Annotated in this window: 12 protein-coding genes; 2 read left to right on the forward strand and 10 right to left on the reverse strand. The window is 47.0% G+C overall.

Annotated elements, in window-relative coordinates:
* Positions 1–1,395, forward strand: coding sequence for a sigma-54 dependent transcriptional regulator (locus tag AELLOGFF_RS15275; RefSeq protein ID WP_327785488.1), 1,395 nt, complete (start codon positions 1–3; stop codon positions 1,393–1,395).
* 32 nt (positions 1,396–1,427) lie between these two features.
* Here AELLOGFF_RS15275 and AELLOGFF_RS15280 read toward each other — a convergent pair whose 3' ends face one another.
* The 6 genes from AELLOGFF_RS15280 to AELLOGFF_RS15305 are packed head-to-tail and all read right to left on the reverse strand — an operon-like array spanning position 1,428 to position 8,422.
* Positions 1,428–1,874: a type IV pilin protein gene (locus AELLOGFF_RS15280; protein WP_327785489.1), complete on the reverse strand. Its 447-nt coding sequence runs from the start codon at positions 1,872–1,874 to the stop codon at positions 1,428–1,430.
* Positions 1,871–5,842, reverse strand: coding sequence for a pilus assembly protein (locus AELLOGFF_RS15285; RefSeq protein WP_200842754.1), 3,972 nt, complete (start codon positions 5,840–5,842; stop codon positions 1,871–1,873). The genes AELLOGFF_RS15280 and AELLOGFF_RS15285 overlap by 4 nt, the downstream gene beginning before the upstream one ends.
* 27 nt (positions 5,843–5,869) lie before the next feature.
* A complete protein-coding gene (locus AELLOGFF_RS15290) occupies positions 5,870–6,421 on the reverse strand; it encodes a pilus assembly PilX family protein (RefSeq protein ID WP_159269800.1) in 552 nt (183 codons plus the stop codon).
* Complete coding sequence (locus AELLOGFF_RS15295; protein WP_159269801.1) at positions 6,418–7,452, reverse strand: PilW family protein; 1,035 nt, start codon at positions 7,450–7,452, stop codon at positions 6,418–6,420. The genes AELLOGFF_RS15290 and AELLOGFF_RS15295 overlap by 4 nt, the downstream gene beginning before the upstream one ends.
* On the reverse strand, positions 7,452–7,925 hold the full coding sequence (pilV, locus tag AELLOGFF_RS15300) for a type IV pilus modification protein PilV (RefSeq protein WP_159269802.1): 474 nt from the start codon (positions 7,923–7,925) through the stop codon (positions 7,452–7,454). Before pilV ends, AELLOGFF_RS15295 begins: the two co-directional genes overlap by 1 nt.
* The gene (locus tag AELLOGFF_RS15305) at positions 7,922–8,422 is read right to left on the reverse strand and encodes a GspH/FimT family pseudopilin (protein WP_159270146.1); all 501 of its coding nucleotides are present in this window, start codon (positions 8,420–8,422) and stop codon (positions 7,922–7,924) included. Before AELLOGFF_RS15305 ends, pilV begins: the two co-directional genes overlap by 4 nt.
* A 219-nt stretch (positions 8,423–8,641) precedes the next feature.
* Here AELLOGFF_RS15305 and AELLOGFF_RS15310 point away from each other — a divergent pair, with 219 nt between their 5' ends.
* On the forward strand, positions 8,642–9,151 hold the full coding sequence (locus tag AELLOGFF_RS15310) for a GspH/FimT family pseudopilin (RefSeq protein ID WP_159269803.1): 510 nt from the start codon (positions 8,642–8,644) through the stop codon (positions 9,149–9,151).
* A 6-nt stretch (positions 9,152–9,157) separates the two neighbouring features.
* Here the strand turns inward: AELLOGFF_RS15310 and ispH are convergent, their stop codons facing one another.
* Genes ispH through ileS form a run of 4 tightly spaced genes read right to left on the reverse strand, consistent with a single transcriptional unit; the run spans position 9,158 to position 13,977 of the window.
* The gene (gene ispH, locus AELLOGFF_RS15315) at positions 9,158–10,105 is read right to left on the reverse strand and encodes a 4-hydroxy-3-methylbut-2-enyl diphosphate reductase (protein ID WP_159270147.1); all 948 of its coding nucleotides are present in this window, start codon (positions 10,103–10,105) and stop codon (positions 9,158–9,160) included.
* 60 nt (positions 10,106–10,165) lie between these two features.
* Positions 10,166–10,618, reverse strand: coding sequence for an FKBP-type peptidyl-prolyl cis-trans isomerase (gene fkpB, locus AELLOGFF_RS15320; protein WP_159269804.1), 453 nt, complete (start codon positions 10,616–10,618; stop codon positions 10,166–10,168).
* Positions 10,605–11,162 carry a signal peptidase II gene (lspA, locus tag AELLOGFF_RS15325; protein WP_159269805.1) on the reverse strand — a complete coding sequence of 186 codons (558 nt, stop codon included), beginning with the start codon at positions 11,160–11,162 and terminating at the stop codon, positions 10,605–10,607. Before lspA ends, fkpB begins: the two co-directional genes overlap by 14 nt.
* Positions 11,155–13,977 carry an isoleucine--tRNA ligase gene (ileS, locus tag AELLOGFF_RS15330; RefSeq protein ID WP_159269806.1) on the reverse strand — a complete coding sequence of 941 codons (2,823 nt, stop codon included), beginning with the start codon at positions 13,975–13,977 and terminating at the stop codon, positions 11,155–11,157. The genes lspA and ileS overlap by 8 nt, the downstream gene beginning before the upstream one ends.
* Positions 13,978–13,993 lie beyond the last annotated feature (16 nt).

The raw sequence follows: 13,993 nt of genomic DNA on the forward strand, positions 1-13,993 counted from the left end.
ATGCAAAAGACAACAAATAACATGCAACAAACCGTACTCATTATCGATGATGAGCCCGATATTCGTGAGCTCTTAGACATTACGATTAGCCGAATGGGACTAAACACCATCGCCGTTGGCAATGTTAGTGACGCCATACAGGCACTAGAGGCCCATCCAGATATTAATTTATGCCTCACCGACATCAAACTACCAGACGGCTCAGGCTTAGAAATCGTTCGCTACATTCAAGCTGCTTCAATATGTACCGCGGTCGCCGTACTCACCGCCTACGGTAGTACCGAGATCGCGGTAGAGGCTTTAAAGGCCGGTGCTTTCGACTTTATCAATAAGCCGGTATCCGTAGAACAATTACGAAATCTAGTAAAAAGCGCCTTAAAACTGGGACGTCGCGACACTCAATTTGATGGCAGCAGCAATACTCGGCTATTAGGTGAAACAGCCAGCATTGTGACACTGCGCGAGCAGATTATTAAATTATCCCGCAGCCAAGCGCCGGTATATATCAGCGGAGAGTCTGGCAGCGGTAAAGAAGTTGTTGCCCGCCTCATACACGCCAATGGCCCACGAAGCGACGCGCCCTTTGTCCCCGTTAACTGCGGTGCAATTCCTAGCGAATTAGTAGAAAGTGAATTTTTTGGCCACACCAAAGGCAGCTTTACGGGTGCCTATGACCACAAAGAGGGTTTATTTGAAGCGGCCAATGGCGGGACGCTGTTTTTAGATGAGGTCGCCGACCTTCCTTTAAATATGCAGGTGAAATTATTGCGCGCCATCCAAGAAAAAGCGGTGCGCCGAATTGGCTCGAATCAAGAAATTGCCGTAGATGTTCGCATTCTTAGTGCAACTCACCGCGACTTAGCCCAAGCGGTTGCCGCCGAGCATTTTCGCAGTGATTTATTCTATCGGATTAACGTGATAGAAGTGCACGTACCCAGTCTCAGAGACCGCAGCTCCGACATTCCCTTACTCGCCAACTTTATGCTAGATAAAATAGGTCGCGAATGGGAATTGTCGCCACCCAAGCTCAGCGACATGGCCCTGACCGCACTCTGTGAATACCACTTTCCTGGTAACGTTAGGGAACTTGAAAACATTATCGAACGCGCAGCAACATTATGTGAAAACAACACCATTATGCCTGATGATTTATCACTGCCCTCTTCCCCGCAAAAAACTAAGCCAAAAGAGTCTACAGAAGAAGGCATTACAAGCTCATCGCATATGGACGCCGCAAAAGGGGATATGGAAAGTTACCTAGCAACAATTGAAACACAAATTATTTCTGAAGCGCTAGAAGCAAACCGCTGGAACAAAACAGAATCAGCTAAAATGCTGGGTGTCACCTTTCGGCAATTTCGTTATAAATTAAAAAAATACAAACTAGACGATTAAAAGAATAATTAACTCTTTTAATCGTCTTACTCTTACCGCCGCCAACAATACGCCAAGGTCTTTGTTGAGTCAGATGGCTGTGAGGTCAAAGCTAAATCACCGGTTTCATCATAGGTGAAATCACCACAACCATCGCCCGCCATCACCCCTGCTCGGGTCGCCTTTAAAGTATAGGTATTAGCAGCCGCTGCAGTCGACGCAATGGTGTAATAAGCCGCGCCATTGGCCGGCACGCTAGTTGGAAAAACCGCAGGCAAGGTAGAACCCCCAACTGTCGTGGTATAGCGGCCATTACTTGAATAATAACGCTCTAAAGCCTGGGCCGCAGTGAACAAAGCATTTGCGGCCTCACTGCGCCGCGATTTCGCCACTGACTCCTGATAAGAAGGGTAAGCAATAGAAGCTACAATCCCAATTATGGCAACGGTGATCATAAGCTCTAGTAAACTAAAACCCTGTGAGCGCCTAAATATTATCACTGTAACTGTCTCCATGATTGACGGCCGGCTTGCGATTCATCGCCAGCGCTTTCGGTAATAACCCCAATACTACCACTGGTTCCTGAGGTGTATTTATACTCAAGCTCACCGGCACCAATGATACCTGGCGTCTTAATCATTTCGTCACTACCAACACCGCTAGGTGGGTAGGAATCATCGTCATCGTCTTCGATAACATCAAGGTAATTCACCAAACCATCGCCATTAATATCCAATGCCGGAGAATCAACGCCACCATTAATGATATTACCATCATCATCCAAAGTAGGAGCCTCATCACCAATTCGGCCGCCAGTCATTGCATCTAGCTCCATTAACCAACTGCTACCGCCGTAGCCACAGATACTTTCATCTGGCGTAATGGTTGCAAAAATAATACGGCCATTTCTTAATACAGCGGGAGATACCACTCTCTCGCCATCTGCGGACGCAGGCGATGGGCCCAATAAACGCAAATGCCACCCGCCAGATTGCTCCGAGTTATCACTGGTTACTCGCACTCGGCTGGTTGTATCGCTACCATCCAGCGTTGTCATTACCCCTTGAGCCTGAACGGTTTGGCTCGCTAAATCAGCTTTAGCAACGGGAGAGTTTGTGTCGTGAATACCGTAAAAATCCTGCACCTGTGGATTATTACCGATGGCTGCATCACCTGTTTCAAAATACTTACCCGTGCCGAAATAAATCATCAAACCACTTGAGTAATGACGCCCCACTGTTGGCCGCGCAGTGATAGGCTGAGCTACATTGCTACTGTCCACCGCGGTAAACAGCGGCACAGGGACAAACGAACCAGCAACAGTGGTCAGGAAATTAGCAGAAAAACCCCAGCTGGCCACTGTTGAACCAGTAAAATCAAACTTCCACAGGTTTCCTTCTAAATCACCGGCATACACATAGTCCGTAATCCGATCACCGTCATAGTCAACAGGTACAACGGTAGCCAAGCCATTATTTAGCCCTGGCTTAAGGGTATCAATCACACTCAATAAGGAACCACTTGCCAAATCAACCACAAATAATTTAACGGTGTCACCAGAATCGTAGCCATTCCCAAATATAGCTACCCATTTATTACCCGCTTTTACACGCGCAATAACCGGCGCACTCATGGCAACACCTAAACGATGTAAAGACAGGTCTAAAGGATCTAAAACGCTACCTACAGAAACACTGATAGGCAGGGATGAGGTCGAAAACTCCCACATAATACTATCGGCATCTAAGTCATCAGGATCGGTCACATCAATGGCAAACACCGAACGCCCCCCAGCGCCAGTGCTGCCCAGCAACACTGTCTTCCAAGTATTACTCAAATAAGCATCGTTAACTCGTGGAGAGCCATCAACAGTATAGCTATGTACATAGTTGGGGTCAGAAATAGCCGCTATTTTAGGAAATGCCGACACCGGAATATAAGCAAATGTTTCTGCTCCTGTCTCTGCATTAAAGCCATGAAGCATTCCATCATTTGCGCCCACATATAGCATCGGATCACGACTCGCCTTGGTTGACAAAAATGCAGCATAACTTGAGCCTTCTGTACTAGGCAGTAAGTGATAGCTGTAATTTTCAACGCTACCTACATAAAAGGGGTCGGAGTTCACAATATCACCGAGGAGGTGAGTCCTCTCCCTAAGGTCGTTACTTTCCCGAGATCTATCCCCCGCCAACCACGCTAATCTTCGCTGCGCTTGGGTATCGCCATCACCAGACAGTTTTAAATATGCTTGCTGGCTCGCCGTAAAATCATCCCAGTTAGCCACCGTAAAATCGACCGCATCAGTTATTAACTCACCTTGATCACCAACACCAGCAACAATATTACGAGAGCCATAGGCCGGTATTTTTCCAGCGGTATTGGTATCCCAAAAAACACTATCAATGGCACCGGATTCACTGAGTGTGTAGGCCTGTAAACGGCCCGACCAATCGTTGGAGTTAAAACTTGCCTGATACACTAAAGTACCGGAGTCTAAACGTGTCGAGTTAACCGCAATAGAGGATGCAGAAGCCTTACTTTCACGACCGATTTCCTGCAAAACAGAAGCTAGTTCATTTGCAAACACATCTGGCTCTGCCGCACTAAAGAAGCCGCCCCGGCTATTAACCGCTGCATGTAATAAGTCATCTATTTTATGGACTTCATCGCTGGTTGGGTTTGGCCAAGAAATATTGGCTCCCGAGCTGATCGCCGCAAAAGCATCGTCGGGATCAACGGTGCCAGAAACCCCAAATCCAACGCCATAAGTTACCATGTGCTGCCAAAATGCTGGGTTATCATTGGTTTCATTTATAACGTTGTCGAGATCATCACGAATATCATTTTTCCAATAATACATAGCGACATCCGCTAGCGTATCCGAGCGACCATCAGTAAATGGTGAAACATCATTGTAAGTGTAGCTATCACCCACTGATCTAGTGTGGGTTGGGCCATCGTTACCATCGTTGTTATTGCCGGGCCCACCAGATACATCACTACCCGACCAATAACCGTCCGTCACTAGCACCGAGAAATTCCTTCGGCATTCCAAATGGTCGGTAGTGTCATTATCTTCCCCAGGTGTCGCACTCCAAGGGCCACGATCATCTGTTCTCGAAAAGTATTCCCCAGCTGAGTTTAGGGCCGCCCGCAATGGCGTTCCCGAATTAGGAATGGTGCGACCGTAGAGATTGTCATAAAAATCATCACGATCATCATCTTCAAAAGCCCGCACACCTGTCACTATCGAGCTGGCATTAACGCCGTCGACAGAGCTATTCCCCTCATTCAAAGTAGCAAAACCAACACGCATATTGCTGCTTTGTTGCGAAAAAGCAAAACCACTACCGGCCCTAGCCGCTAATATCCTCGAACGGTAATAGGTGTACCAGTTAGCAAAGTTCTGTATTTCTTCTGCATAAGTACATTGGGCCAACTCTCTATCAGCACAATCAGTACGAAGATCTCGGCCGCCGTTTGTATAAAGATAACCTGACTTGATTTCTACCTTGGTGTAGTTATTTCGATTCCACTCATTACCGCCCGCATACTCAAAATACGTCGCGGGCCAAAAGGTCTTATCAGATGTTGTGGTGCAATTATTATTACAATTCCCTTCTATCCAGCGAGTGTTGTTACTGTTATTCGATGAATTTATATCACTATTATTAGCCGCTAAATTTCGGCAGTACTGTATTCCAGATCCACCTGTTCTTTCTGGGTTATGGTAAGCGCAAGATGGCGTAGCATCTGGATAGGAAGTACCGTCGGACTTCGCCCAAGGACGATAAGTGACCGAAGGATCATAATAAATTTTATTAAAGTAATTCGAACGCGTCATCGCATTATATGCAGAATTATCATCTACCGTTGGCACGCGATTATCGTAATCAGACCCGCCATAAACACCACTGGCCCTAGGAAAAATATATCTGGCAGTATCTTCAATCAAGCTATCTGGCATGATTTCAAAATGCATAGACCCTGAATCATCGAGAATATACATGACATTCGGCTCTGCCGATTGCGACAGAAATAAGGGGGCCTGAGCGACGTTGCCATCACCAATCACTCCAGTAGTCGGTGTGCACCCAGCTTCCAAACCTTCAACCGTAAAGGTTGCTCTACACTGGGTGTAGGTGTAGCCATTTGAAACCGTGAATATATTTCTGTTGTAAAAATAATGGCTTTCCGGACACACATAGGCATATGTATTTCCACGATACCGCCAACCTGCTGGGTCAACTTCAACACTAATTATGCTATCTATTGACTCTAGCGTATTGAAGGTATGAACATCAGCAGAGTTTACAAACTCACCAATCACTGCTGAGACCTGACGGACGCAATCATCAGCAATAACACGCTTAACCGTTACCATATTTAGTGCCACGGCAGCGATTGTAAAAATAATACATCTTTCCAAAACACGAGGAAATCTGGCACTAAATATATTCTTCATTATCTTCTCCCTCCAATAAAGGGCTTATTAATTATTGCGCTTAAAGGTAGTACTAAGCACCACCATACTGCGATCACTTGCACCGTAACCACGCGCTGTTATTAAGTAATAACCTAGCGTTGCTACAGGCCTATCAGAATCTAAAGCGGCATTGGGGTCCGCGACATTACTTAGTTCTTCAATAATATATTCCGGCTGTCGCGATACATTGGAAATGGTGCTGTTTGGCAATACACGCCACCCCGTTGCAGAATGATTCGACCAGTCAGGTTCAATGCAGGCAGTACGTGTATCAGTAGGATCTGCACACGATAAAAACAAGCCATTGCTGCCATCAAACGTACCCACGTTGACTTGTGACAACTGGGCCTCTGCTGCCCGCAAGGCAGCTTCTGACGCCTGAAAAGCCATATTAATATCTTTGGCATTCCCCGCCATTCGCTCCTGCAGTGTTGCTGACTGCATAGAGGCCGCGCTCACAATGGTCAATATCAATAAAAAGACCAAGCTCACTATTAAGGCCGCACCTCGCTGGTGGTTAGCCGTTTTTAAATGCCCTCTGGCTAAAGTCTTACTCATGGCACTTTATTCCTGATCGCAAACACATTGGTGAACACTTGCCGTAAACGGCCATCGTTATTCACTAAAACATTACCATCCACATCAGTGACACTTTGTGCCGTTGCGCTACCAGTTTGGCCCACCACATTTTCCTCTGAGCCAACCATCTGCAATGATATTTTTACACTGAGTACATTCGCCCAATTGGCAACTACCGTGGTGTACACATCGACAGATCGATCGCCGCTATTATCAACGCCATAACTTATCTGCATATCTTCAACACCTTCTACCAGCTCTGTGGCAGCGCTCATCACGCCACCGGAACCAGCAACCGTTTGCTGAACATACAAGGCGTGAATGGGGTTACCAGCTTGAGTATCTCTGCCCGTGTCGCGAATAAAATAATTTTTAGTTTCAAAGCCAAACACTTCGGCATCTAAACCATATATTTTGCCCAGCGTGGAAGCGGAATTTTTCGCTCCGTTTTCATGGTTAAGCGTAGTGACACCAGATTGCGCTGGTGTATTGGTTATACGAAATACATCCGCATTCAAACAATCCGACACCAACACATAATCATCTTGAACAAAACCGAGGGTATTACTATTAATATTTAAAAAACCAGTGCCAGCCGTTGTTGAACCGTCTAAGCGAATAAAATTGGTGGATGCTCGCTTAATCTGCACGGCATCGGAACCTTCTATTGCGCCTAAGGCATTGCCTTCCGCCAAATCATTTTGACCGACAAATACCGTGGCAGGACCGAAATCCACTGCCGCTGCAGGCGTCGCAATATTATTGACCGTCACTGTGCCAATAGAGGTGCAGCCCATATAACCAGACATTCGTATTTCTTCGCCTAATAGCCGCATGCCAAAACGCGCATTCTCTTGCACCTGTGCTAATGACTGTTGCAGCGTTGAGCTAGTGTTACTTGCCACAAATACCTGAATCACCGCGGCACTTAATACCAAGCCCAAGGTGATGGATATCATTAGCTCTACAAGGCCGAAACCATGCTGTAATTTCTGTTTTATACTCACCATCATAGTTCCGTTATAAAGACGAAGCTTTCAGTATCAGCCGCAGATGAATCCCGAGTCTTAGCGAGTCGGCTTTCATTCCATTGCACAGTAATTGTAAAAGTAGATCCATTACGCACAACTGCCCCATCGCCTGCTGGTAGACGCAAACCTAGCTCCGTCAACCATTCTCGCCTGTCAATGTCATTGATGGTGTCACCATCAGGCGCATCGTCATCAAGCGCCAAATCATAGTTACCCGCCACGGCCCGCTCCCGATTAGCGCGCAAGCGATCAGCCATATCATTAGCAAGAAATACCGCTGCCGAGCGTGTATTTGCGGCTTGATTAAATTTTGTGGAATTAAGTTGCAGGGCCGCAGCCCCCAACACACCTGTTGCCGTTATTAACACCGCAACAAGAACCTCAACCAAGGTCACACCCGACTGGTGTGATCGACGTCGAGAAGGTTGGACAAGTCTTCTTACTTTACTCATGAGCAATCTCGCTCTGCTATCCGCACCTGACCACTGGCACTAATTTCTATATTCCGATCTCGAGAGCAGTACTCAGGAGAGGTTCGATATTGAATGGTGATGGGCTGAAGACCACCAGCGAGGCCGCCGTTTCGATCAAAAGAAAACGACGTAATCGCGCTGCCATCACGAACCACAGAAACGCCTGAGCCACTTTTAATCGCACCTGTTTTCTTCAAGGTTTCCCCAGCATCAACGCTGCCATTTGCATTGGTGTCGATCCAACTTTGCCAGCCTGCTTTCCAATCACTGCTGGTCGCGGTTAAGGTCACAACAGCAGAACGCACCACCGCCTCTGACTTCGCAGTAACAATACTTTGGCTCAACTGTTGCACGTCTGACCTTGCACGTGAATTATCGATAAAAGTGGTAAAATTAGGGACGGCGACACCCAATAAAATCACCACGACAGCCATTGTCGTTAGCAATTCAATTAAGGTAAAACCTGCTATTTTCATTCTGTGCCTCACAAGCCATCCCAGTTTTTAAATGCCCACTAATACCATTCACCAAGGCTATATTGGCGCGACTCTAAAGCCTAACCCAGTTCGCTGAGCAAATCTGTTAGTAGCAGACGTACGGTAGCAATACCCCGACCAACGGACCTTAGTCGCTTTAAGCAATAGACACGCCCCGATTACCCTTTTATGATTGACAAGAATCATGGAAAGGAGTCTATGATGAAAATTCTGGGAATGACGTTAATCGAGCTAATATCAACGCTCGCAGTATCTGCTGTACTTAGTCTAGTAGCGATACCATCTCTGTATCAAACACTGCAGCAACATCGCTTAAAGGCATCAGCTCACACTCTATTTCAGGCACTTAATAGCGCAAGGGCCAGCGCCGTTATTCGTAACCAGCATGTTACCGTATGGAATAATGATGGTGACTGGACAGCTGATGTCGAAATTTTTATAGATGACAACGAAAATGGTGAACGTGATTCTGGAGAGCTTCTACTGCATCGCAGTGCCGACCACAGCAGCATAAATATTAGCGGCAACCGCTGGGTTGCCGACTATATTAAGTTTCATTCAGATGGTAGTGCGCATACCGCAAATGGTGCATTTCAAGTTGGCACCATCACCTTTTGTAGCGAAGACCTTGCCGATACAGCATATCAAATTGTACTGAGCATAGGTGGTCGCTTAAGGATGGTAAAAACGACAATTGAAGAGTGTTAACCGACCTTAGGAAACATCGACTAGACGCAATTCTTTAGGTAAGGAAAATGTAATGTTTTCAGGTCGGCCATCAAGTTCAACCGGCGAGGTGGCACCGAGCTCGCAAAGCCTGTCGATCACCGCGCTAACCAGCACTTCTGGTGCCGACGCACCAGCAGTAATACCAATTTTTGGTGAGCCCTCAAGCCACTCGGCAAGAATATCTTCTTCGCTATCAATCAAATATGCCCGACAACCGATTCGCTCAGCCAACTCTCTTAAGCGATTGGAATTTGAGCTGTTTGGCGAGCCAACAACTAGCACCAAATCAACTTGTTGGGCCAAGGTTTTTACTGCATCTTGACGGTTTTGGGTGGCGTAGCAAATATCATCTTTGCGCGGCCCTTCGATATTTGGAAACCGCTGCCGCAGGGCATTTATCACTGCCGCCGTATCATCCATCGACAGAGTCGTTTGGGTAACATAAGACAAATTATCAGGATCTTTGACCTGTAAGGTCATTGCCTGCTCAACATCTTCCACAAGGTAAATGTCACCACCCTGGGAGGCGTTGTACTGCCCCATAGTGCCCTCAACTTCGGGGTGACCCTTGTGGCCAATCAGCACACATTCCCGCCCAGTGCCACTAAAATTCACTACTTCCATATGTACTTTGGTTACTAGCGGGCAGGTGGCGTCAAACACCTTTAGTCCCCGGCGATCTGCTTCTTTACGCACCGCCTGAGACACCCCGTGGGCGCTAAAAATGACAATTTTATCGTCGGGAACTTCGTCCAATTCATCAACAAACATCGCCCCACGCTGCCGTAAATTTTCAACCACAAATTTATTGTGGACAACTTCATGGCGCACATAAATCGGAGCCCCAAATACATCAAGAGCGCGATTCACTATTTCAATGGCACGATCTACTCCAGCGCAAAAACCACGAGGGTTTGCCATTTTAATTTGCATTTTGTCGCCAGAGTTTGTCATTACATCACCATAGTAAGATTTCCAAACTGGAAATCACTGTTACGTCGCGTCGGCCTGCGTACTCACATTTAAAATTTCAACCTTAAAAGCGAGGTCTCGTCCGGCCAAGGGATGATTAAAATCTACCATCACATAATCATCGCCCACTTCACTTACCACACCGGGCAATTCAGCTCGCGCTGCATCTGCAAAAGAAATAACCAGACCTTTTTCTAAAGTCATATCCGCGCCGAATTGGCTACGCGGAAAACGCTGAATATTTGCGGGATTACGCTGACCAAAGCCATCTTCTGGGGCTAGTGTAAAAGTCTCTTTTGCACCGGCAGTTAAACCCAATAATTTTGATTCTACGCTAGGAAGCAAACTGCCATCACCAAATGTAAACGTGGCTGGCTTGCCTCCAAAGGTGCTATCGACTTCATCGCCATCAATAATACTTAATGAAAAATGCAGGCTAATTTCAGTGTCTGGTGCTACTTTAATATTTGTCATTGTCTCTATCATTCCACTCAGCACTAGGCCGTTTTTTCGATTCAGGGTTTATCACCATATCGAGTAATAACAGGCAAGCACCAACACTGATCCCTGCGTCGGCGATATTAAAAGTGGGAAAATAACTTGCTCCCCAATGAACCGAGATAAAATCAACCACGTGACCAAAATATATCCTGTCCCATAAATTACCAAGTGCCCCGCCTAGCACCAATGATAACGCTAAGGATAATAACCACTGCTGACGTTGCAAACGCATCAGCCATACACAAATATAGCCACTGACAAGCAAAGCAATCACGGTAAAAAACCAACGCTGCCAGCCGCCAGCATCACTCAAAAAACTAAACGCTGCACCGGGATTATAATGCAGCGTGATATTCAGTACCGGCAACACTTCTACGGGGCTAGCATAATCCAAAAGTGTATTGGCAAAATATTTTGTGATTTGATCACAAACAATGACCACTGCTGCCACCAACAACCAAAACACTCGGCTGCGACGCTGTGCGGCCACTTCACTATCAACACCAGGCTCATGCATATAAACGCACTTCCCCATCGCCATCTACGTTATCTATGCAACGGAAGCACAATTCAGGATGCTCTAATGACTGCCCAACATCCTCGCGATGGTGCCAGCAGCGAGCACACTTAGCACCATCACTTGCCGCAACACGAATCTGCAATCCTTCAACATCGGTGACAACTGCTTCATTAGCCGTCGAAAGCGGCGCTAGACGCGCAGCCGAGGTGATCAACACAAATCGCAATTCATCACCCAGCGCCTGCAAACGAGTCATCAGAGCTTCGTCACAAAATAAGGTCACTTCTGCCGCTAAACTACCACCAACAAAACCGTCTTTCTTCGCGCCTTCTAGTACTTTATTTACTGCTGATTTGACACTTTGCACTGTGGCCCAAAAATCGTCACCCATATCACTGTCGGCAGGCATTTTACTAAGCCCTTCATACCACTCAGCAGCAAACACGGTGCCGCTATGCTCGCCCGGCAAATGCTCCCACAGCTCATCGGCTGTAAAACTTAAAATGGGAGACACCCAGCGAGTCAAAGCTTCTGCAATATGATAAAGCGCAGTTTGTGCAGAGCGTCGTGACAGACTATTTTCCTTGGTCGTGTACTGACGGTCTTTAATAATATCCAAGTAAAAACCACCTAGCTCAAGCACGCAGAAATTGTGAAGTTTCTGGTATACCACGTGGAACTGATACGCGTCATACGCTGCAGTAATCTCGTCTTGCAAGACCGCAGCGCGATGCACAATCCAACGATCTAGCGCGAGCATATCTGCCGGTTCGACGGCATGTTCAGTTGGCACAAAGCCCGCCATATTGGCAAGTAAGAAGCGAGCAGTATTGCGAATACGACGATAGGAATCAGCGGTGCGTTTAAAAATTTCATCAGATACCGTCATTTCATTACGGTAGTCTGTAGCCGCTACCCATAAACGCAGAATATCGGCCCCTAAGGTATTCATGATCTTTTGTGGCGCAACCACATTGCCCACTGACTTAGACATTTTGCGACCCTGCGCATCCACAGTAAAACCGTGGGTTAAAACACCCTTGTAAGGTGCAACCCCTTTGGTAGCAATGGACGTTAGCATGGACGACTGGAACCAGCCACGATGCTGATCTGAACCTTCCAAATACAAGTCAGCAGGGAATTGTAGATTATCTAACTGGGACAACACGGCGAAATGCGTTACCCCAGAATCAAACCATACATCTAGGGTATCGCTTACTTTGCTGTACTGCGCAGCTTCGTCACCCAGTAATTCCGACGCGTCTAAATCAAACCATGCCTGTATACCGCCCGCCTCAACACGCTTGGCAACTTGCTCGATCAACTCTGGAGTACGCGGGTGTAATTCAGCAGTTTCATTATGAGCAAACAGGGCAATTGGCGCACCCCATGTACGCTGACGAGATATACACCAGTCAGGTCGCTCCTGCATCATTGACTCAATACGGGCTCGCCCCCAACCAGGCGTCCAGCTCACGGTATCAACCGCAGCCATGGCAGCATCGAGCAAACCATTTTGCTTCATACTCACAAACCACTGCGGTGTTGCTCTAAAAATAATTGGGGTTTTATGCCGCCAGCAATGAGGGTAGCTGTGTTCAAACTTTTTGCAGTGCAATAAACGGCCACGCTCAGAAAGCGCTGCAATCACATTATCATTTGCCTTAAAGACATGCTGCCGTTCAAATAACTCCGTGCCCTCTAAAAAGGTGCCGTTAGCGGCAACCGGGTTATAGACCTCTAAGTCGTATTTTTTACCAACGATAAAGTCATCTTGACCATGCGCTGGCGCCGTGTGAACAGCCCCAGTACCTGCATCAGTCGTAACGTGATCACCCAAAATTACCGGCACCTGACGGCTATAAAGAGGATGTTGTAATTTAAGGTATTCCAGCGCGGCGCCCTTACAGCGACCCACAATAACAAAGTCTTCTACACCGTAACGCGCCAATGTAGATTCATGTAACGCGTCAGCCAATAGCACTACTTGGGTGCTGCCATCTTCAGCTTTAAAACTTACCCAAACGTATTCGAGCTCGGGGTGCAAACACACCGCCATATTCGCAGGTAATGTCCACGGCGTGGTCGTCCATATCACGAGGTTTAACTCGCCATCGATATCTGCCGGCAGGCCACCCTGAGAAATAGCCTCGGCGCGGTCAACCACAGCAAATGCAACATCGATAGCCGGCGATGTTTTATCTTGGTATTCCACTTCTGCCTCGGCCAGCGCAGAACCGCAATCCATGCACCAGTGAACGGGCTTAAAGCCCTTGTGCATGTGACCATTTTCGACAATTTTACCCAAGGCGCGGATAATATTGGCCTCAAAGTGAAAGTCCATGGTTAAGTAGGGTTTATCCCAATCACCAAAAACACCCAGGCGCTTAAAATCTTCGCGCTGACCATTAACCTGCTTGTAGGCATATTCGCGACATTTTTCTCTAAAGGTGGCGGCATCCACTTTGTGGCCGGCTTTGCCGACCTTCTTTTCTACATTTAGCTCTATCGGTAAACCGTGGCAATCCCAACCAGGAACATAGGGCGCATCAAAACCACTTAAGGTTTTTGATTTAACAATCATGTCCTTAAGGATTTTATTGACCGCATGACCAATATGAATATCTCCGTTTGCATACGGAGGGCCATCATGGAGAATAAATTTCTCACGGCCAGCACGGGCCTCGCGAATTTGCTCGTAAACACCCTCTTTATACCAGCGCTGCAGCATGCCGGGTTCACGTTGTGACAAGTTTGCTTTCATCGCAAAGCTAGTCGCGGGTAAGTTTAAGGTGTGCTTATATTCGCTCATATTGGTGTTCTGTTAT

The organism is Zhongshania aliphaticivorans, from assembly GCF_902705875.1.
GTDB classification, from domain to species: Bacteria; Pseudomonadota; Gammaproteobacteria; order Pseudomonadales; family Spongiibacteraceae; genus Spongiibacter; species Spongiibacter aliphaticivorans_A.